Origin of the sequence: Tenacibaculum sp. M341 (assembly GCF_004337695.1) — a bacterium.
Lineage (GTDB): Bacteria > Bacteroidota > Bacteroidia > Flavobacteriales > Flavobacteriaceae > Polaribacter.
The window spans coordinates 151614-172113 of the sequence record NZ_SJXJ01000010.1; the positions used below are offsets into that span (position 1 = coordinate 151614).

At 30.0% G+C, this 20500-nt stretch carries 22 protein-coding genes; 15 read left to right on the plus strand and 7 right to left on the minus strand.

The window, feature by feature from the left end:
- Positions 1–124: 124 nt before the first annotated feature.
- Together ribH and EYW44_RS13300 are read right to left on the minus strand one after the other, a co-directional pair.
- Positions 125–631 carry a 6,7-dimethyl-8-ribityllumazine synthase gene (gene ribH, locus EYW44_RS13295; protein WP_132724152.1) on the minus strand — a complete coding sequence of 169 codons (507 nt, stop codon included), beginning with the start codon at positions 629–631 and terminating at the stop codon, positions 125–127.
- A gap of 96 nt (positions 632–727) precedes the next feature.
- Complete coding sequence (locus EYW44_RS13300; RefSeq protein WP_132724153.1) at positions 728–1513, minus strand: tetratricopeptide repeat protein; 786 nt, start codon at positions 1511–1513, stop codon at positions 728–730.
- A gap of 103 nt (positions 1514–1616) precedes the next feature.
- On the opposite strand from EYW44_RS13300, the gene recF reads away from it, so the two are divergent.
- A complete protein-coding gene (gene recF / locus EYW44_RS13305) occupies positions 1617–2702 on the plus strand; it encodes a DNA replication/repair protein RecF (RefSeq protein ID WP_132724154.1) in 1086 nt (361 codons plus the stop codon).
- A 60-nt stretch (positions 2703–2762) separates the two neighbouring features.
- Positions 2763–3059: a DUF721 domain-containing protein gene (locus tag EYW44_RS13310; RefSeq protein ID WP_132724155.1), complete on the plus strand. Its 297-nt coding sequence runs from the start codon at positions 2763–2765 to the stop codon at positions 3057–3059.
- Positions 3060–3082: 23 nt separating this feature from the next.
- Here EYW44_RS13310 and EYW44_RS22790 read toward each other — a convergent pair whose 3' ends face one another.
- Positions 3083–4036, minus strand: a complete 954-nt coding sequence (locus tag EYW44_RS22790) for a bifunctional helix-turn-helix transcriptional regulator/GNAT family N-acetyltransferase (protein WP_132724156.1) — start codon at positions 4034–4036, stop codon at positions 3083–3085.
- Between the two features lie 146 nt (positions 4037–4182).
- On the opposite strand from EYW44_RS22790, the gene EYW44_RS13320 reads away from it, so the two are divergent.
- Genes EYW44_RS13320 through EYW44_RS13335 form a run of 4 tightly spaced genes read left to right on the plus strand, consistent with a single transcriptional unit; the run spans position 4183 to position 6243 of the window.
- Entirely contained in the window at positions 4183–4536 is a 354-nt protein-coding gene (locus EYW44_RS13320) for a DoxX family protein (RefSeq protein ID WP_132724157.1), read from the plus strand.
- An 11-nt stretch (positions 4537–4547) separates the two neighbouring features.
- Positions 4548–5078, plus strand: coding sequence for an NADPH-dependent FMN reductase (locus tag EYW44_RS13325; RefSeq protein WP_132724158.1), 531 nt, complete (start codon positions 4548–4550; stop codon positions 5076–5078).
- A complete protein-coding gene (locus EYW44_RS13330; protein ID WP_132724159.1) occupies positions 5078–5518 on the plus strand; it encodes a MarR family winged helix-turn-helix transcriptional regulator in 441 nt (146 codons plus the stop codon). Before EYW44_RS13325 ends, EYW44_RS13330 begins: the two co-directional genes overlap by 1 nt.
- Before the next feature lie 8 nt (positions 5519–5526).
- On the plus strand, positions 5527–6243 hold the full coding sequence (locus tag EYW44_RS13335; RefSeq protein WP_132724160.1) for a pirin family protein: 717 nt from the start codon (positions 5527–5529) through the stop codon (positions 6241–6243).
- A 105-nt stretch (positions 6244–6348) separates the two neighbouring features.
- Here EYW44_RS13335 and EYW44_RS13340 read toward each other — a convergent pair whose 3' ends face one another.
- Entirely contained in the window at positions 6349–8085 is a 1737-nt protein-coding gene (locus tag EYW44_RS13340) for an endonuclease/exonuclease/phosphatase family protein (protein WP_132724161.1), read from the minus strand.
- 131 nt (positions 8086–8216) lie between these two features.
- Here EYW44_RS13340 and EYW44_RS13345 point away from each other — a divergent pair, with 131 nt between their 5' ends.
- The 8 genes from EYW44_RS13345 (at position 8217) to EYW44_RS13375 (ending at position 16316) form a co-directional block, all read left to right on the plus strand.
- Positions 8217–9158, plus strand: coding sequence for an NAD(P)H-dependent flavin oxidoreductase (locus EYW44_RS13345; protein WP_132724162.1), 942 nt, complete (start codon positions 8217–8219; stop codon positions 9156–9158).
- 133 nt (positions 9159–9291) lie between these two features.
- A complete protein-coding gene (locus EYW44_RS13350; protein WP_132724163.1) occupies positions 9292–11319 on the plus strand; it encodes an NADPH-dependent 2,4-dienoyl-CoA reductase in 2028 nt (675 codons plus the stop codon).
- An 88-nt stretch (positions 11320–11407) separates the two neighbouring features.
- The gene (gene lpxD / locus EYW44_RS13355; RefSeq protein WP_132724164.1) at positions 11408–12394 is read left to right on the plus strand and encodes a UDP-3-O-(3-hydroxymyristoyl)glucosamine N-acyltransferase; all 987 of its coding nucleotides are present in this window, start codon (positions 11408–11410) and stop codon (positions 12392–12394) included.
- A 114-nt stretch (positions 12395–12508) separates the two neighbouring features.
- The gene (locus EYW44_RS13360) at positions 12509–13081 is read left to right on the plus strand and encodes a hypothetical protein (RefSeq protein ID WP_132724165.1); all 573 of its coding nucleotides are present in this window, start codon (positions 12509–12511) and stop codon (positions 13079–13081) included.
- 121 nt (positions 13082–13202) lie between these two features.
- Positions 13203–13379, plus strand: coding sequence for a CAL67264 family membrane protein (locus EYW44_RS22245; RefSeq protein WP_165872224.1), 177 nt, complete (start codon positions 13203–13205; stop codon positions 13377–13379).
- Between the two features lie 181 nt (positions 13380–13560).
- The gene (gene ettA, locus EYW44_RS13365) at positions 13561–15252 is read left to right on the plus strand and encodes an energy-dependent translational throttle protein EttA (RefSeq protein ID WP_132724166.1); all 1692 of its coding nucleotides are present in this window, start codon (positions 13561–13563) and stop codon (positions 15250–15252) included.
- A gap of 195 nt (positions 15253–15447) precedes the next feature.
- Positions 15448–15789: a hypothetical protein gene (locus EYW44_RS13370; RefSeq protein WP_132724167.1), complete on the plus strand. Its 342-nt coding sequence runs from the start codon at positions 15448–15450 to the stop codon at positions 15787–15789.
- 176 nt (positions 15790–15965) lie between these two features.
- Complete coding sequence (locus EYW44_RS13375) at positions 15966–16316, plus strand: hypothetical protein (protein WP_132724168.1); 351 nt, start codon at positions 15966–15968, stop codon at positions 16314–16316.
- Between the two features lie 60 nt (positions 16317–16376).
- Here the strand turns inward: EYW44_RS13375 and EYW44_RS13380 are convergent, their stop codons facing one another.
- Positions 16377–16643, minus strand: a complete 267-nt coding sequence (locus tag EYW44_RS13380; RefSeq protein WP_132724169.1) for a hypothetical protein — start codon at positions 16641–16643, stop codon at positions 16377–16379.
- Between the two features lie 77 nt (positions 16644–16720).
- On the minus strand, positions 16721–17422 hold the full coding sequence (locus tag EYW44_RS13385) for an HAD family hydrolase (RefSeq protein WP_132724170.1): 702 nt from the start codon (positions 17420–17422) through the stop codon (positions 16721–16723).
- A 138-nt stretch (positions 17423–17560) separates the two neighbouring features.
- Between EYW44_RS13385 and EYW44_RS13390 the strand changes: the two genes are divergently transcribed.
- On the plus strand, positions 17561–19459 hold the full coding sequence (locus tag EYW44_RS13390) for a cellulase family glycosylhydrolase (protein WP_132724171.1): 1899 nt from the start codon (positions 17561–17563) through the stop codon (positions 19457–19459).
- Positions 19460–19595: 136 nt separating this feature from the next.
- On the opposite strand, the gene kdsB is transcribed toward EYW44_RS13390, so the two are convergent.
- Positions 19596–20327: a 3-deoxy-manno-octulosonate cytidylyltransferase gene (gene kdsB / locus EYW44_RS13395; protein ID WP_132724172.1), complete on the minus strand. Its 732-nt coding sequence runs from the start codon at positions 20325–20327 to the stop codon at positions 19596–19598.
- Positions 20328–20500 lie beyond the last annotated feature (173 nt).

Genomic DNA, 20500 nt, shown 5'->3' on the forward strand with positions numbered 1-20500 from the left:
GTGATCAAGATTAGTATGTAATAATAAAGAATACCAATTAAGAAATCGGTATTCTTTATTTACTATTACTTTTTTATATTATGTAAGGTTAAATTTATAAATGATTATTTCATTTTAGTAAAAACTAAAACCCTACCGTATTAGTTTGTGTTCCTAGACTTTTAATAGCAGCCATTTTAATAGCAGCTACTGCACATTCAATTCCTTTGTTTCCTAATTTACCACCAGAACGTTCTATTGATTGTTGCCTAGTATTATCGGTAAGTACGCAAAAGATAACGGGAACATCGTATTTTACATTTAAATCAATGATTCCCTGAGTTACTCCTTCACAAACAAAGTCAAAATGCTTTGTTTCTCCTTGAATTACATTACCAATAGCTATGATTGCATCTAACTTTTGAGTTTCAATCATTTTTTTACACCCATAAACTAATTCAAAACTACCAGGAACATCCCAAGAAATGATGTTTTCTTTATCGGTTCCACAATCTATAAGAGTATCAATTGCTCCTTGTTGTAAGTTTCTAGTTATATCTGGATTCCATTCAGAAACAACAATCCCAAATCGAAAATCTTTCGCATTTGGGATTGTGTTTTTATCGTAATAAGATAAATTTGTTGTTGCCATATATTTTTTAGTATTCAGTTAGCAGTGTTCAGTTTACAGTGATTAACTGATAAAAAGATAACCGATAAACTGTTTAAAATACTACCAACTTATATTTTACTGTGCGTATTTTGCAGTGTTTATATACTTATCAATATCTCTACCTATTTGAGTAGTACTATATTTTTCTTTGATAGTATTAAAAAAGCCTTCTGCTTTGCTGTAATCTTTTAATAACATTGCAGTTTGACCCGCTTTGAACAAAAACATTGGAGCAGTAAACTCGTTTTCTTTTTTATTTGCAGCTTTCACATAGTATTCTAAAGCTTGAGCAGGTTGCTCTAAATCAGCAAAAGCATCACCAATTGCACCTAAAGCAGTTGGACCTAATAATTCATCATCAGAATCAAATTTATCTAAATAAGAAATAGCATTGTCATACTTTTTCATTTTTAAATAAGAGATACCTGCATAATAATTTGCAACGTTTCCAGCTTTAGTACTACTGTAAATATCAGCTACATCTAAGAAACCATATTTACCGTCAATACCTTCAAGACCTAAGTTGTATAAACTATCAGCTTTCACACCTGCAGCTTTTTCAGCTTCGTTAAAAAGAGATCTTGGATAAGCTAAATCGTTTGCAGCGTCTACTTCTTTTGGTTCAGAATAAAACTTGTTGTAAGCTAAATATCCTAAAATTGCAACTGCAACACCAACTAATCCAATAAATAGAGGTTTGCTATTTTTTTCGATCCATTGCTCTGATTTGTTAGCAGCTTCGTCTAAGCCTTCAAAGGCTTTAGCTACGTCACTTTGAGACTCGTCAAATGTTTCTTCAATAACTTCTTCTACAACCTTTTCTTTCTTAGGTTTATATCCTCTCTTTTTATATGTTGCCATAGTTAGTATAAAATTAATGCAGGCAAAAATAGTTTTTTTAATTGGATTTTAAAAGCCGATTTTTCGTTATTTTGCGGTTCCTTTCTGAAAACAAATATAGTAGGTGCATTTACAAAAAATATCATTAGTAAATTTTAAAAATATAGAGGCAAAAACATTTGATTTTGAAAAAAAGATAAATTGTTTTGTGGGCAATAATGGCGTGGGTAAAACGAATGTTTTAGATGCTATTTATTATCTGTCTTTTACCAAAAGTTACTTTAATCCGGTTGCTACTCAAAACATAAAACATAATGAAGATTTTTTTGTGATTGAAGGCGATTATTTGTTAAATGATAGAACAGAAAAAATTATTTGTTCATTAAAAAAAGGGCAAAAAAAGCTTCTTAAACGTAATGGAAAAGTGTACGAACGTTTTTCTGATCACATAGGTCAATTTCCATTGGTAATTATTTCTCCAGCAGATAGAAATTTGATTATAGAAGGAAGTGATACTAGAAGGAAATTTATAGATGGAGTCATTTCTCAGCAAGATAAACAGTATTTAAATTCGCTCATTTCTTACAATAAAATTATAAGTCAGAGAAATGCACTGCTAAAGTTTTTTGCAGCAAACAGAACATTTGATGCTTTAAATTTAAGTGTTTATAATGAACAGTTAATTGGTTTTGGAGCTGAAATTCATCAAAAGAGAAAAGAGTTTTTAGAAAAATTTACTCCTATTTTTAATGAAAAATATAAGATTATTTCTGGAGAGAAAGAAGAAGTAAATTTGAGTTACAAAAGTCAGTTGAACGATAGTTCGTTTGAGGATTTATTAGCTAATAGTTTAGAAAAGGATAAAATACTACAATATACCTCTACAGGTATTCATAAAGATGATTTAAGTTTTTTAATTAATGAATATCCTGTGAAAAAGTTTGGCTCTCAGGGACAACAGAAGTCTTATTTAATAGCTTTAAAGCTTGCTCAATTTGAATTTATAAAAAAACAATCATTAATTACACCTATTCTATTATTAGATGATATTTTTGACAAATTAGATGAGCACCGTGTTTCGCAAATTGTTAACTTAGTAAACAATGAAGAATTCGGGCAAATTTTTATTACTGATACACATTTTGAAAGAACAGAAAATGTTGTAAAACAAAGTAATAAACCATATCAAATTTTTAATCTAGAAGCATAGGTTAAGGATCAATGAGTACATTAAGTAGAGGGAATTTAAAAAGGTAATGATTTAAAGAATATGTCGAAAAGAGAAAATGATAGTGTTTCTATCAAAGATTTAATGAGCTTTTTTATTAAAGAGAATAAACTTGAAAAAGGTTTTCAAAAAATTCACATAGAAGAAGCATGGAAAAAGTTAATGGGAACAGGTGTCTCTTCTTACACTACTGAAGTAAAATTGCAAAATGGAACTTTAATAGTACGATTAAACTCTTCTGTTTTGAGGGAAGAACTTAATTATGGTAAAGAAAAAATTGTTCGTATGATTAATGAAGAAATGAAAGAAGAAGTAGTAAAAAAGATAATGTTGGTATAATTAAACACCAACATTGCCTGTTTTTAAAGTCCTTTATATTCCATTTTAATATCACTTCTTTTGTATGGAGAATCCTTTTCTAAAGGGATTTCAACAAAACCATATTTTTTATAAATGTAAATTGCATTTTCAAGTATAGAATTAGAGTACAAAAGCAATTTGTTAAACTGATTTTCTTTGGCAAAATCAATGCACTTTTTCATAAGTTGCTGACCAATTTTATGTCCTCTGTACGTTGGTGAGACAGCCATTTTAGTTAATTCAAAAGTGTTATTGTCGTTTAAAGGCATTAAGGCTACCGTACCAACAATTTCGTCATTCATTTTCGCAAAGAAAATGTGCCCGCCTTTGTCTACGATATATTTTTCAGGTTTGCTTAAAACTTCTTCATCATAAGGTTCAACATAAAAGAAAGTTTTAAGCCACTCAATATTTAAATCATAAAAATAAGGGCTGTAAGATTTTTTAAAATCGATTATTTCTAATTGTGTTTTGTTGTTCATTTTATAATGATTCATAATACTATTACTAAAAGATTCTTTGTCAAATTTTTTTTCAAGTGTATTTATATGCTCAATTAATGAGTCTGAGGTAATGGTTGTATATTCTTTAATTGTATGTTCTATACTTTTCCATAAAGGTTTTATATGATCAATTAGTGCTTCTCCCTTATCAGATAAAGAAATAATTTTTTTTCTTTTATCCTTGGGGTGAGGGGTAAGTACAATCAATCCTTTTTTCTCTAATTTATTTATTGCTTGAGTTGTGGCAGGTTGTGAAGTTTTTAAACTTTTATTGATTTCAGTGTTTGTAACTTCCTTTTTGTGAATAATAATTTTGAAAGTAGGAAATAAGTAGGGATCAAAATCAATATTAAGAGTATCGTAAACAACTTGTGTTTCTTTCATCATATACTCACTTAATCGTTTTAACCGTGAACCAATTCCAATTTCTCCAATTCCTTTTAAAGCATCCATGTTTATCTATGTATTTATATAAGTGCTTATGTAAAAGTATGAGATTTATTTAATATTTAGTTAAAATTGCAGTACAAAATTTATTTTCCTTGGAAAGTATTTCATGATTAATTAAATTTGTTAATAAGACAAAATAATATCTTCTCATGAAAAAAAATCAAATAATTTATTATGTATCAACAGGTTTGCTAACATTGTTAATGCTGTTTTCCTCGGGAATGTATTTTTTTAATTATGAGAAAGTTGTTGAGGCTTTTCAAGCTTTAGGTTTTCCAATTTATATCATATATCCATTAGCCGTTGCTAAAATTTCAGGATTAATAGCACTATGGTTTATCAATAATAAATCGATAAAGGAGTGGGCGTATGCTGGTTTCTTTTTCAACTTAGTTTTAGCATTTTTTGCTCATGTAATGGTTGGAGATGGAGAACAAATGGGAGCGTTGATAGGTTTTGTTTTGTTGGTTGTATCATACTTTTTTAGAAAAAAAATAGCATAAATTACACTTTAATGAAAAAAATAGTAGCGTTTGCTGGTAGTACAAGTACTACTTCAATAAATAAACAATTGGTAACTTTTGTAGCAAGTAAATTAAATAATGTAGAAGTTCAAATACTTGATTTGAATGATTTTGAACTACCATTATACAGTGAAACTGTGGAAAAAGGAATGGAGTATCCTGAAAATGCTGAAAAGTTTAATAGTTTATTAGATGCTAGCGATGCTTTTGTTGTTTCTTTAGCAGAGCATAATGGATCTTACACAGCAGGATTTAAAAATTTATTTGATTGGGTTTCAAGAAAAGAGCAAAAAGTTTTTAGAAATAAACCTTTATTATTAATGGCAACTTCGCCAGGAGGTAGAGGAGGAGCGTCTGTTTTGGCATCTGCACAAGCTACTTTTCCTCACATGGGGGCACAAGTAGTTGGAACTTTTTCATTGCCTAAGTTTTATGATGTTTTCAAAGATGGTGCAATTACAGATAAAGAGCTTTTAGAAGAATTAAATTCGCAAGTAGCTGAATTTGAAAAATCGTTGTAATGGCTGATATTTCAGAAGATATTAATTATACTTTTTTAGATGATAGATTTAAAGCATTTGTAAATATTAAATATACTTATAGTTGGCTTTCAAGTAAAGAAGTAGAATTTTATAAACCATTTGCCATTTCTCCACAGCAATACAATATACTCAGAATTTTAAGAGGTGCTGGAGAAAGAATAAAAGTACAGGTTGTTAAAGATAGAATGATTGAAAGAGCACCTAACGCTACAAGGTTAATGGATAAATTGTTAGAGAAAAATTTTATTACCAGATCACGTTGTAACAATGATAGAAGAGTAGTGTATGTTGATATTACAGAAAATGGATTGTCATTACTTGCAGAAATAGATAAATACATGGATCAGTTAAATTATTTAAATAAATTATCTGAAGAAGAAGCAAAACAATTGAGTGATTTGTTAGACAAAATAAGGTGAGTTTGAATATGAATGTAGCTATATTTCCAGCATCTGACAGAGGATTTGCCAACCATGGTTGGTTACAAGCAAACTTCTCTTTTAGTTTTGCTAATTATTATAATGAAGATAAAATGGGCTTTGGTGCCTTACGTGTTTTAAATGATGATTTGATTGCACCTAGTATGGGATTTAGTCCACATCCTCATCAAAACATGGAAATTATTACGATACCTTTAAGTGGAGTTTTGAAGCATAAAGATAGTATGACCGAAGAGTGGTTATATGTACATCCAAATGAAGTACAGGTGATGTCTGCTGGTACAGGAATTTATCATTCTGAGATGAATGGATCTTCAGAGGATCGTTTAAATTTGTTTCAAATTTGGATTTTACCTGAAAAAGATGGAGTAGCTCCAAGATATAATCAGCAAGCTTATAATCCACAAGACAGAGAAAATAAACTTCAAGTTTTAGTAAGTCCTTTAGGAGGAGATCAAAATGAAGGTCTAAAAATTCATCAAAACGCTCAAATATCTAGAATTGATTTAGATGAAGGAGCTTCTTTTGATTACACATTGAAATCAGAAAATAATGGAGTGTATTTAATGAGTATTTCTGGTAATACTGAAGTAAATGAGCATCGAATTTCTTCTAGAGATGCTTTAGGAATTTCAAAAACAAAACAATTTTCTTTAAAAGCAATAACCAAGTCAGAGCTATTGTTTATTGAAGTTCCTATGTAAAATATAAAAAGATTATCTGTATGTACCTTTAAAAAATGTCTGATTGAATCTCTCAATTATTTTATAATAAGCTGAAAGACTCTATCAGACATTTCAATTATTAAATTACTCTTTAATAATCTTTATAGTTTGAGAGTTTCCAAGTTCTTTATCCTGAACTCTTAAGAAATAAATACCACTAGCCACAGAATCAATATTTAATAAAACACGATTGTTTTCTATTTCAGTAGAAAGAATACTGTTTCCAGTTATATCATAAACGTTAATAATGTATTGTTTGTAATCTTTAAAAGAAACATTAATATTTCCAAAAGTTGGATTAGGATATACAGTATTGGTAATTAAGCTCGCTTCAGGAGTACTTAATGTTTTATCGATAGAAAAATCAGCAATTACAGGAAAATGATCTGATGCAGTGCTAGAATCATTTGCAGTTAAACCATACATGTTTAATCTATCATTGCTCATTACCTCAGTTTGAATCACAAAAGATTTTTCAGAAGTTAAAATGTAATCAGAAAAAATGATGAAATCTAATTTTCCGGTAGGAAAGCTAGAGGTATCAGATCTCCAAGTATATCCCATGTTTATATCACTTTGTAAAGCGTTTTCCTCATGTAAATCGGTGTTATCCCAATCTAATTTACCACCAGCACCATATGTACCAGTATTTTGTATGTCACCAGTAACTAAAGTAGTTAACTGTTGTGATAAACCAACTAAATTTAAATCACCAGAATAAATAAAAGGAGTATTTTGAGGAAGTGTAATATCTCCTCCAGGACTTTTAGCATCTAAGATAAAAGCAGCATATTGATCTACTTGATCTTGTCTTGCATCATCAGCACCACAACAATTTAAGTGAGCATTAGTATATAATAAATCAATACCATAACTTTCTGGTAAATCAATTAATACAGGAAACTGTCTGGTTAAACTATCCCATCTTTGAGTAATTTCCCATCTAGATACAGTAACCTCACCACCATGCTTTTCAACATACCAACCATCTGCTGTGCCTAATGGAAACCAAGTATCGAATAAAGATTTAACAAAAGTAGCACTTGTGTTTGAGCTTTCGATAAAACCAACAATATCTGGTTTAGCAGCTTTAATAATACGTTCAAAATCGTCAACTCTACTACTATTTAATAAACCATCTTGCAATGCATTGTATGCCATAACTCTAATAAAAGAATTGTCTGTTTTATCAAAATCAATTAATGTATACGGAGTAGTTGGAGTTTCATCAAAAGTATATGTAAAAACAGAACCTACATTAGGTACCCAATCTGAGTCTTCTCTGTTTTCAAGTAGTAATTTAATAGTGCTAGAAGGAAATAAAGCGTTTACTCCATCAGGAATGGCATCTCTACTAATAGCAAATTCAAATTCTTCAGAAGTTACAGTAGGTGCTGGTCTAAATTCAATGTCAGCAAATCTTACTTCAGCATCTGGTGTACCTGCAAAATTGTTGTATACAATTCTATTAGCAAAATCAATGCTTAATTCTGCTCCATAATCGCTTCTTACATTATCACCTGTAGCAGCGTCGTTATCGGTATCTAAGTGTAAGAAAAAACTACGAATAGTGGTTCCTTCTGTTAAATCAAATTCCTTATCAGCTTTAATTTTAATATATAAATAATCAGCATCGTTTGTAACCTGAAGTTCTAAGAAATCAACTCCGCTAGTTGTTTCTGTAGCATCGGTAAAAGTGGTCAATCCTGCATTCCAATCATCAAATAAGCCGTCAATTATAATTGGGGCAGACTGAGCAAAGTTAAATTGAAAGGTAAGAATTGATACTAAAAATAATAAATAGTGTTTATTAGTTTTCATTTCTATGTTTAAATTTTGTTGCAAAGTTAGTTTTTTCGTGAATTAAAAATATTACGAAGGTAAAGTTTATAGATTCATAAAATAAAATTATCTTGCAATTTGTTATGCATGCATAATAAAATTAAACGAATATGTCAGATCTTACTAAAATTTTAAATATTAAACATCCTATAATTATGGCGCCAATGTTTTTAGTATCAAATACTAAAATGGTGATTGAAGGGATGAAATCAGGAGTTGCAGGTTGTATTCCTGCATTAAATTATAGAACCTTAGAAGAGCTTAGAGAAGCGATAAAAGAATTAAAAGAGAACAAAGTTGAAGGTGGTTCATTTGGTTTTAATTTAATTGTAAATAAATCAAATGTAAAATACAAAAGCCAACTAGAGGTTTTGTGTGAAGAAGGTGTGGATTTTATCATTACCTCTTTGGGAAGTCCAGCAGAAACAATAAAGGAAGCTCACAAAGTAGGAATTAAAGTTTTTTGTGATGTTACTGATTTAAAATTTGCTCAAAAAGTAACTTCTTTAAAAGCTGATGCGTTGATTGCAGTAAATAACGAAGCAGGAGGTCATAGAGGTAATAGCTCCCCTAAAGAATTAATAGAAGAATTAGTAGCAAATTGTGATATACCTGTAATTTCAGCAGGAGGTGTAGGAAATAAATCTCAGTTAGATGAAATGTTATCTTATGGAGCAATTGGAGTGTCTGTAGGAAGTCCTTTTATAGCATCAGAAGAATCTGGTGTTACTCAAGATTATAAGGAGGCTTGTGTGAAATATGGAGCAGATGATATTATTATGACAAAAAGAATTTCAGGAACTCCTTGTACGGTTATAAATACGCCTTATGTTCAAAAAATAGGAACAGAAGAAACTTGGATTGAAAAGATTTTAAACAAAAATAGAAAGCTAAAAAAGTGGGTTAAAATGATTCGTTTTTCTATGGGAATGAAGGCTACTGAAAAAGCAGCAAAAAAAGCTACTTATAAAACAGTTTGGGTTGCAGGACCAAGTATAGAATACACAAAATCAATTCAATCGGTAGATGAAATTGTAAAAGGTTTTGTTTAATTTTAAAAGAAATTAGAACTTATTTTTATTCAAATAATTAAAACTGCTGACAAATTAGCAGTTTTTTTATTTATAAAAATGATGTACATTGTTGTAGTTATTTAATAATAACTGTGTAATAAAAACTAACAAAATGACGAAGTATAAACATATTTTTGAACCATTAGATTTAGGATTTACAACTCTAAAAAATAGAGTTTTAATGGGGTCTATGCATACTGGTTTAGAAGAAGAGAAAAACGGTTATGAAAGAATGGCTGCCTTCTATGCAGAAAGAGCAAAAGGAGGAGTTGGTTTAATTGTTACTGGAGGAATTGCTCCTAATATTCAAGGCTGGACAGGTCCTTTTTCAGCAAGAATGAGCACCAAAAAGCATGTAAAAAAACACAAAATAATAACAAAAGCAGTACACAAAGAAGGAGGTAAAATTTGTATGCAGATTTTACATACAGGTCGTTATGGTTATCATCCTTTAAATGTAAGTGCATCAGATATAAAATCACCAATAACACCTTTTAAACCATTTAAATTAAGAGAGTCTGGTATTAAAAGAACAATTAAGGATTTCGTAAAATCAGCTTCTTTAGCTAAAGATGCAGGTTATGATGGTGTAGAAATAATGGGGTCTGAAGGGTATTTGATCAATCAATTTATAGCTAAACGAACTAACAAAAGAAAAGATGATTGGGGAGGAAGCTATAAAAATAGAATGCGATTACCTATTGAAATTGTTAAACAAACGAGAGAAAAGGTAGGTGAAGATTTTATTATTATGTATCGTTTATCGATGCTTGATTTGGTAGAGAAAGGAAGTTCTTGGGAAGAAATAGTATTGTTAGCAAGAGAAATAGAAAAAGCTGGTGCTACTATTATAAACACAGGTATTGGTTGGCATGAAGCAAGAATTCCAACGATTGCAACTTCAGTTCCAAGAGCTGCTTTTACTTGGGTAACTCAAAAAATGAAAGAAGAAGTAGCTATTCCGTTAGTAACTTCAAATAGAATAAACATGCCAGAAACAGCTGAAAAAGTACTTGCCGAAGGACATGCAGATATGATTTCTATGGCTCGTCCGTTTTTAGCAGATGCTTTTTGGGTGAATAAGGCAGAAGAGGAAAAGGATGATGAAATAAATACATGTATTGCATGTAATCAGGCTTGTTTAGATCATGTTTTTGAGCAAAAAATAGCAAGCTGTTTGGTAAATCCTAGAGCATGTCATGAAACAGAATTTGATTATTCGCTTGCAGATCAAAAGAAAAAAATAGCAGTTGTAGGTGCTGGACCTGCTGGTTTAGCTGCTGCAACCGTAGCGGCTCAAAGAGGACATGAAGTAACTTTATTTGATGGAGAAAGTGAAATAGGAGGGCAGTTTAATATAGCGAAACAAATTCCTGGAAAGGAAGAGTTTTATGAAACAATTCGTTATTTCGGCAAACAAATAGAGCTACATAATGTTGATTTAAAGTTAAATACCAGAGTTACAGCTGAAGATTTAGTACAAGGTGAGTTTAATGAAATCATATTAGCTACAGGTATTACTCCGCGTACACCTAGAATTCAAGGTATAGAACACAATAAAGTACTGAATTATATTGATGTTTTAAAGCATAAAAAACCAGTAGGAAAAAGAGTAGCAGTTATTGGTGCTGGAGGAATTGGTTTTGATGTTTCTGAATATTTATCTCATCAAGGAGAGAGTACTTCACAGAATATTGATGCTTGGTTAAAAGAATGGGGAATTGATAAAAGTTTAGAGGCAAGAAGTGGTATTGAAGGTGTAGAAAAAGAGTTTCATACTTCGCCAAGAGAAATCTTTATGTTTAAAAGAAGTAAGGGTAAGTTTGGTGGTAATTTAGGAAAAACCACAGGGTGGATCCATAGAGCTAATTTAAAAAAGAAGAACGTAAAGTTTATCAATCAAGTTCAATATACTAAGATTGATGATTATGGTTTACACTATGTACAGAATGAAGAGCAAAAAGTTTTAGCAGTAGATAATGTAATTATTTGTGCAGGACAATTACCTTTTAAAGAGCTTTATCAGCCATTAGAAGCTAAAGGAGTTAAAGTGCATGTTATTGGAGGTGCCGATGTAGCTGCAGAACTTGATGCCAAAAGAGCTATTGATCAGGGAAGTAGATTGGCTGCTGAACTGTAAATAAATATTATACCTAATAAAAAAACCTACGTAACGTAGGTTTTTTTTATTAGTTTTTTCAAGATTAAAACTAACTTAAATTAGATAAATGAAGTCATTTACCGTAAACGAAATTACAAAGCTATTAGACGGAGAATTAATAGGGGATTGTGATCATAAAATTGAAGCTCCAGAACAAATAGAAAAAGCAGAAAATAATAATATTACTTTTATAAATAGTAGTAAATATGCTCGTTTATGGGAAACATCAAAAGCAAGAGTAGCAATATTAGACGAAAAAATAAAATTAGAACCAGGAGCAGGTAAAGCTTTTATAAAAGTAAAGAATGTAGATTTAGCGATGGTGAAGGTTTTAGAACTTTTTATACCTGATTCACCTTATTTTAGTGAAGAGATTCATCCCAAGGCAGTTATTTCTTCTACAGCTAAATTAGGAAGAGGTTGTAAAATAGGAGCAAATTCTTTTATAGGAGAAAATGTAATTTTAGGAGATAACGTAGTTATATATCCTAATGTATCTATTTTTGATGACACTTCTATAGGTAATAATACGATAATTTGGTCAGGAACTGTAATTAGAGAGAGAAGTGAGATAGGAAACAATTGTATTTTTCATAATAATGTAAGTATTGGAGCTGACGGATTTGGCTATAGACCAAGTAAACAGGGATTAATTAAAATTCCTCATATAGGAAATGTTGTTATAGGTAATAATGTTGAAATTGGGGCTAATTCATGTGTTGATAGGGGTAAGTTTAGTGCTACAATATTAGGAGATGGTTGTAAAATTGATAATCTTGTTCAAATAGGACATAATTCAGTTTTAGGAAAATTTTGTATTATGGCTGGAAATAGTGGATTAGCAGGTTCAGTAACTTTAGGAGATGGAGTTGTTATTGGAGGAAGTGCCTCTATAAAAGATCATACAACAATTCATTCAGGAGCAACAGTAGGAGCGGGATCTGGTGTTATAGCTGATGTTCCTGCAGGGCAAACTGTAGTAGGGTATCCAGCATGTGAAGCAAAAGAAAAATTAAGACAATGGGTAGCTCTACGAAAATTAGCAAGAAAATAATAGAAGTTCACTAAAGAAATAATTTAGCTGCTAAATTATAGTTAAAATACAAAGTAGGATTAAACCTACCGGCATAATATCTGTCTCATGAAGTGATAATTTAAATTACATTTTATGAGACAGTTTTTTTTAATATTAATTTTATGTTCAATAGCATGCATTAATGCTCAAATATCTCCACAAGCAAATAATTTAGAAGCTACCAAAAAACAAAAATTTAGTTCACGCAATGCTGTTGGTATATTGTATTTTAATGAGCAAGAAGTGTTGAAAAAGTTAAAAATAAAGAAGAAAAACAAGAAAACCACAGTTTTAAAAGCCATTAAAGACTACAATACTGCAATAGAAGAGATTGAATTTTTAGAAAGTGTAAAATTAAATAAAGTAGATGCAGCTTTTGAAGAGACGATTTTAATTGCAAGAGAAAATAAAGATTTTGAATCGATAAGAGAAGCTAGGAAGGAGGCGAATAGGACTTTAAAACCAGTAAGACTAAAAGTGAAAAGGACTGATGCTAGCTTAAATGAGCGTTTGATGGAGGTTTTAACCAAAAAACAATTAAAAAAATGGTTAAAATTTCAGAAGAAAGAAAAAGAAAAATTAAATCCAAAACCAACACAAAAAGTTAGACGAAATTCAAGAGGCATGAGAGGAAATAGATCTGGTGGAATGAGAAGAAATTTTTAAGTTATTACCACTAAAAATGAACAAACTATAAAAATGGGTGTTTAACTTTTTATCGTAAAATTGTAAAATCTAAATTATTAACGATATTTGTAGCTCAATTTTTTTGAAATTAATTATGGCAATGAACAAAAATACAGTGTTGACCTATGCAACTTTAATAATGGTGATCATGGGGTTATTATTAACTGCCTTAGCAGTTTTTAAATATGATGAGATAGCAGGTTATGGTTTTGGAGCAGTAGCTTTAGGTTTCTTTTCTATAGCTTGGGTATTTAATGCACTAAAAGGAAGAGTATAAAAATACTCATTGCACAAAATATTTCCATAAAACAATATCCTCAAAATGTAAATGTAAGTACAATTGGATTTTTTTGTGTTAGTGTAAAAAATCTTTAAAAGTTTTAAAAATATAGATACTAGTATTATTGATCATATTAGTATCTTTATAATTAAATCATCAAATCAAATAATCAATTAACATGTCAGACGATAAAAAAGTCATTTTCTCTATGAATAAGGTTTCTAAAACCTATCAATCAACAGGGAAACAAGTTTTAAAAGATATATATTTAAGTTTTTTCTACGGAGCAAAAATTGGAATTTTAGGTTTAAACGGATCGGGTAAATCTACTTTATTAAAAATAATAGCTGGTGTAGAAAAAAATTACCAAGGAGAAGTTACTTTTTCTCCAGGTTATAAAGTTGGATACTTAGAGCAAGAGCCGCAATTAGACGAAAATAAAACGGTAATGGAAGTTGTAAAAGAAGGTGTAGCTGAAACAGTTGCAGTTCTTGATGAATACAACAAGATTAACGATATGTTTGGTTTAGAAGAAGTATATTCTGATGCTGACAAGATGGAGAAGTTAATGGCGCGTCAGGCTGAATTACAAGATAAAATTGATGCTTCAAATGCTTGGGAATTAGATACAAAGTTAGAAATAGCAATGGATGCTTTACGTACACCTGATTCTGATAAAAAAATCGGAGTACTTTCAGGAGGAGAGCGTCGTAGAGTTGCTTTGTGTAGATTATTATTACAAGAGCCAGAAATTTTATTATTAGATGAGCCTACCAACCACTTAGATGCAGAATCTGTACATTGGTTAGAGCATCATTTAGCACAATATAAAGGAACTGTAATTGCAGTAACGCACGATAGATATTTCTTAGATAATGTTGCTGGTTGGATTTTAGAGTTAGATAGGGGAGAAGGTATTCCTTGGAAAGGAAATTATTCTTCTTGGTTAGATCAAAAATCGAAGCGTTTAGCACAAGAAAGTAAAACAGCTTCTAAGCGTCAGAAAACATTAGAACGAGAGTTAGAATGGGTGCGTCAAGGAGCTAAAGGTCGTCAAACAAAGCAGAAAGCACGTTTGAAGAACTATGAAAAATTAATGAGTCAAGACCAAAAGCAGCAAGAAGAGAAGTTAGAAATTTATATTCCTAACGGACCTCGTTTAGGAACCAATGTAATTGAAGCTACTGGGGTTTCTAAAGCTTATGGTGATAAGTTATTATATGAAAATTTAGAGTTTAACTTACCGCAAGCAGGGATTGTCGGAATTATTGGACCGAATGGTGCTGGTAAAACAACAATTTTTAGAATGATAATGGGAGAGGAAACTCCTGATGCTGGTAATTTTAAAGTTGGAGAAACATCTAAAATTGCATATGTAGATCAATCTCATTCTAATATTGATCCTGAGAAATCTATCTGGGAAAACTTTTCTGAAGGTCAAGATTTAGTAATGATGGGAGGAAAACAAGTAAACTCTAGAGCTTATTTAAGTCGTTTTAATTTTGCAGGAAGTGAGCAAAACAAAAAAGTAAACACTTTATCTGGTGGTGAGCGTAACCGTTTGCATTTAGCAATGACTTTAAAAGAAGAAGGGAACGTATTATTATTAGATGAGCCTACAAATGATTTAGATGTAAATACATTACGAGCATTAGAAGAAGGTTTAGAAAACTTTGCTGGATGTGCAGTAGTAATTTCTCACGATAGATGGTTTTTAGATAGAATTTGTACGCACATTTTAGCTTTTGAAGGTGATTCTCAAGTGTATTTCTTTGAAGGTTCTTTCTCTGATTATGAAGAAAACAAGAAGAAACGTTTAGGTGGTGATTTAATGCCAAAACGTATTAAATATAAGAAACTAATCAGATAGTTTTAAAGCATTCTTAAAGAGCGTTAAAAGTTCTAAAATAACTCATATTTTGTTGTTAAATACAGTTAAACTTGTTAAAGCAACGAAATATGAGTTTTTATTTTCCGTTTCGATAGTATAGTAATAAAATTTCTGCGCAGTTTATTGTTTTTACTATCATCAACCATTTCGTTTAACTATCAAAAACAATTAAACATGAAAAATTATTTTAAAACTGTAACATTTTTAATGTTATTTATCGGAACAGGATTTTTTGGAACTTTACAAGCTACTAATACATTAGAAGCTGTAGAAATTGTAAATCAAGATAAAAGTATAGTCGCTACTTTTGTGGAATTCTCAGAAAGTGAAGGGTTTAAGTTTTCTACAAAAGATGGTGATACTGTAACTTTTCATCAGGTTGCTGAAGAAGCATCAAAGGTAATAGACTTAAAATCGGGAGATTATAAAGGAAAAACTTTTGAAGTTACTTACACAGTTTCTGAAGTAAAAGGGAAAAAGAAGTATGTAATAACCAGCTTAAAAGAAGTTAGTTAATAAACTAACTCATAAAGCAAATTAAGGACTAGTAATAATTTATTATTGGTCCTTTTTTTATGTAGTTATTTCATTTGAAAAAGTAATAGTAATTTTTGTCAATTTTTGTTTTAAATTGTTTAAGTTTAGGTGATTTTAGGTATTTAATAATACAGAATAAAAGATAAATTTAGATTATGAAATTTTTAAGTTATGCCATTATAATTACTGTTCTTTTATGTATTGTTTCTTTTACTGTAAAAGATTCGAATACAAATAAAGAGGTAAGTTTAGAGGAGTGTGAATTTGACGGAAAAAAACTTTATGGAAAAATTCAACTTGTTGAATATGTTTCTGAAGCTGATGTAAAAGTAAAAATAGTAAACTCTTTTGCAGATATAAAAGTTAAGTTTGTAGAAAACTTTGCAGATGAATGTGGAGAATGGCAGATAGTTGAAAATGGAGGTGATTTAAAAGTATATATCGCAGAAAACTTCGCAGATATTAAAATAGAACCAGTAACATCTTTTCCTGGTTTAGTTAGATAGCATAAAAAAACCGTTTAAAATATCTTTAAACGGTTTTTTAATAATTTACTTTAAATGATTTTAAAGCGCGTTTACTTTTGCTACTAAAGATTTTGCTTTAGTTTCTAAATCAGAATTTATTGCTTTAAAGTGAGCTCTCTTGTTTTCAACATTTTTAGCATGCACTTTGACAATTAATTCATCAAAAACAACAATCGCTTCATCGATAATTCCTTGTGATTTTGTAGTGTCTTCTTTAGGATTCATTAACTCCCATACATAACATTCTTCAATAATATCTCCTAAAGTGTAATTGATATCTTTTTTAAGATTTTTTACGCTAGCCATAATTAATATTTTTATGCAAAATTAAATGATTTTATCTAATTCTTTCTGAAATATTTCTAAAAATAAACAGATAAGACTTATAACAAGTTCTGAAGTTCTTTTATACTTGATAAAGTTTGGTAGTTAGCTTCTTTTTTTTGCGATTCACTTACTGTTTCATGTGCCCAAGTTGTATGAAAAGGAATATGAATTGCAGAGGCTCCGATTTCTAGTAATGGTAATACATCAGACTTTAATGAGTTCCCTATCATTAATAACTCTGAAGGATTTATATCTAAGTGTTTCACTAGTTTTTTATAATCGACAGCTTTTTTCTCACTCATTACTTCTACATGATGGAAATAAGATAATATTCCAGATTTTTCTAGCTTACGTTCCTGATCTAGTAAATCTCCTTTTGTAGCAACAATCAATTTATAATTTTTATTACTTAAATATTCTAAAGTTTCAGCAACATTATCCAGTAGCTCTATCGGTTTTTCCAACATTGTTTTACCTATATCAAGTATTTTATTAATGGTTTCGGGCTGTACATTATTATTAGAAAGTTCTAATGCACATTCAACCATAGAAAGTGTAAAGCCTTTTACACCGTAACCATACAGATGTAGATTATCAATTTCTTTTTTAAAAAGTTCTTGGTGTATTTTATTTTCAGTTTCATAATTACTTAACAATTTAGCAAAAGCATCTTCAGCTTCTCTAAAATAAGTTTCGTTTACCCAAAGTGTATCATCTGCATCAAAAGCAATTATTCCTAAATTTTGGTTGTTTTTCATTGGTTTTTAGTGTATTGGGTATGAGATTTTGGTTTGAATAATAATTCAATAAATATTCAGTTATTAATAATGAATCTTAATCCCTAACCTATTTTGTTTTTTGGTATTAAAATACTAACAAAATATAAATCTAAATTAATGAAAAATTTAAAAAAGAGTCTAACTTTTTTAACAATCTTCGCATTTGTATTATGCATAAACTCTCAGAATAATTGTGATTCTAGACCTGTTGATACATATGGAAGTTTAAAAGTATCTGGAAATAAAATCGTAAATCAAAAAGATGAGCCTGTAAGTTTTGCAGGAAATAGCTTCTTTTGGTCCAATACGGGCTGGGGAGCAGAAAAATTTTATAACAAAGACGTTGTATCATGGCTTAAAAAAGATTGGAATAGCAACATTGTAAGAGCTGCAATGGGAGTTGAAGACAATGGAGGATATTTGAATGATCCTGTTGGAAATAAGAATAGAGTTAAAACTATTGTTGAGGCAGCAATTAATGAAGGACTTTATGTTATTATAGATTGGCATTCTCATCATGCTGAAGAACATGAAGAAGAAGCTGTAGCATTTTTTAAAGAAATGGCTTCTCTTTATGGTAAACATCCAAATGTAATTTATGAAATTTACAATGAGCCTATATATACACCATGGTCTACTATAAAGTCTTATGCAGAAAAGGTTATTTCTGCTATTAGAAGTATTGATCAGAATAATTTAATAATAGTAGGAACTTCAACATGGTCTCAAGATGTTGATGCTGCTTCAAGAAACCCTATTACTAGCAGTAAAAACATTGCATATACATTACATTTTTATGCTGCAACTCATAAAGAATCTTTACGACAAAAGGCTAGAACAGCTTTAAATAATGGAATAGCTTTAATGGTAACGGAATGGGGTAGTGTTTCTGCAAACGGAAATGGTGCTGTAGATAATGGTTCTACTGATGAGTGGATGAAATTTTTAGCAGAAAACAAAATATCTCATCTTAATTGGTCTGTACATGATAAAAACGAAGGAGCTTCAATTATAAAATCTGGAGCATCTACTAAGGGGAATTGGTCTTCGCAGAATTTAACAGACTCTGGTAAGAAAGTAAGAACTATTATGAAAAATTGGTGTAGTAATAATGATGAAACACCAGGTGACGGAGAGCCAGATAATGGAGAACCAGATAATGGTGGAGATACTAATGATGGTGATGAAACTAATGGTAATATTATTATTAGAGCCAAAGGAGTTTCTGGTGACGAAACTATAGATGTATCTATAAACAATAAAGTTTTAAGAACAATCACATTATCAAGAAACTTTAAAAACTACGCTATTAATGGTGATAAAAACAAGAATGTTAAAGTAGAATTTACAAACGATGTTGCAGGAGTAAGAAGAGATGTTCAAGTTGATTATATTACAATTAGCGGAAAAAAACTTCAGGCTGAAGATCAAAAAGTAAACACTGGTGTGTGGCAAAATGATAGTTGTGGAGGAAGTTATAGTGATTGGATTCATTGCCCTGGTTATATTCTTTTTGAAAATAAAAAAGATGATAATAATGATGGTGGCGGAGATGGAGATCAAAACAATCAAGGTTGTGGAAATATTCCAGTATGGTCTAGCTCTACGATATATCCTCAAAGTAATACTAAAGTTGTTTATGAAAATAAAATTTATAAAAACAATTGGTATACTCGTGGTCAGAATCCAAAATTAAACTCAGATAAGTACCAAGTATGGACGCTGATAGGAAATTGTAATTCTGCTGCTAATAAAGTATCAAAAGGGAAAATATCATCTGATTTAGAGAGTAATAAAGTAAAAATTACTCAAAAAACAGATAACCTTACTATTTCTGTAGATAACCTAGTAGATTATTCAACCATTACAATACATAATATAAATGGTCAGATTATTTTAAGTAAAAAATTAATGAGTACAAATACTGACATACCATTAAAGAAGTTTAAAAATGATCTTTACTTTATAAATGTATTTGGTAAGAAGAAGTTTACTAAAAAAATTATAAAAAAATAAACGACTAACAAAGTAGAGGATTAATTTTTACAAACGAGAAAAGAATCAATTTCTCGTTTGATTTAACAGTTTTAATTAACTGTTTTAATATGAAAGTTAGGATTGAAAAAATCTCAGTCCTAACTTTTATTAATTTTTAAGAATTCAGTTTTTTAATAGCCTTTTCTAAATCATCTGGAGTATCAATTCCTATAGAATCTATTTGTGTTTCTACCATTTTTATTTTTTTACCAACTTCTAAATAGCGAATAGCTTCAATTTTTTCAGCTTTTTCTAATGGTGTCATAGGAGTAGTATAAAAATCCATTAAAGCTTCTTTTCTAAAAGCATAAACACCTTTGTGTTTAAAATAAGAAACATTAATATCTGTGTCTCTGTGGTATGGAATTACGGAACGAGAAAAGTAAATAGCAAAATTTCGAGTATCGGTAATAACTTTTACATTATTAGGATTTTTAATTTCTTCTTCTTCAGTAATTTTCACTTTTAACGAAGCTAAGTCTACCTCTTTTTTATTATCAACTTTAAAAACATCAATAAGTTTACTTAAAGATGTAGCATCAATAAATGGTTCATCTCCCTGCACATTAATAACAATATCTACAGACATATTCTCAACAGCTTCCGCAATTCTATCAGAGCCACAATCATGTTCTTTTTGACTCATTATTACTTTACCACCAATTTTAGTTATTTCTTCTGATATAATTTCTGAATCGGTAACAATATATACTTCATCAAATAATTGAGTTTGAAGAGCACTTTCGTAAGTTCGAACAATTACGGGTTTACCTCCTAAGTTTTTCATAAGTTTTCCTGGAAAGCGTGAAGCTTCATAACGAGCAGGAATCATGGCAACTATTTTCATGTAAAATATGCTTTTAGAATGCTACAAAGGTACATATTTACATATTCTGAAAATAGCTTAAAATAAATAATAAAAAGACAAAACTTTAACGTTTATATTAATGACTAGGTTTTGTCACTGATTATAAACACACTAAGTTTGAATAACTTCTTTTGTAAGTTAATTTGGTTTGT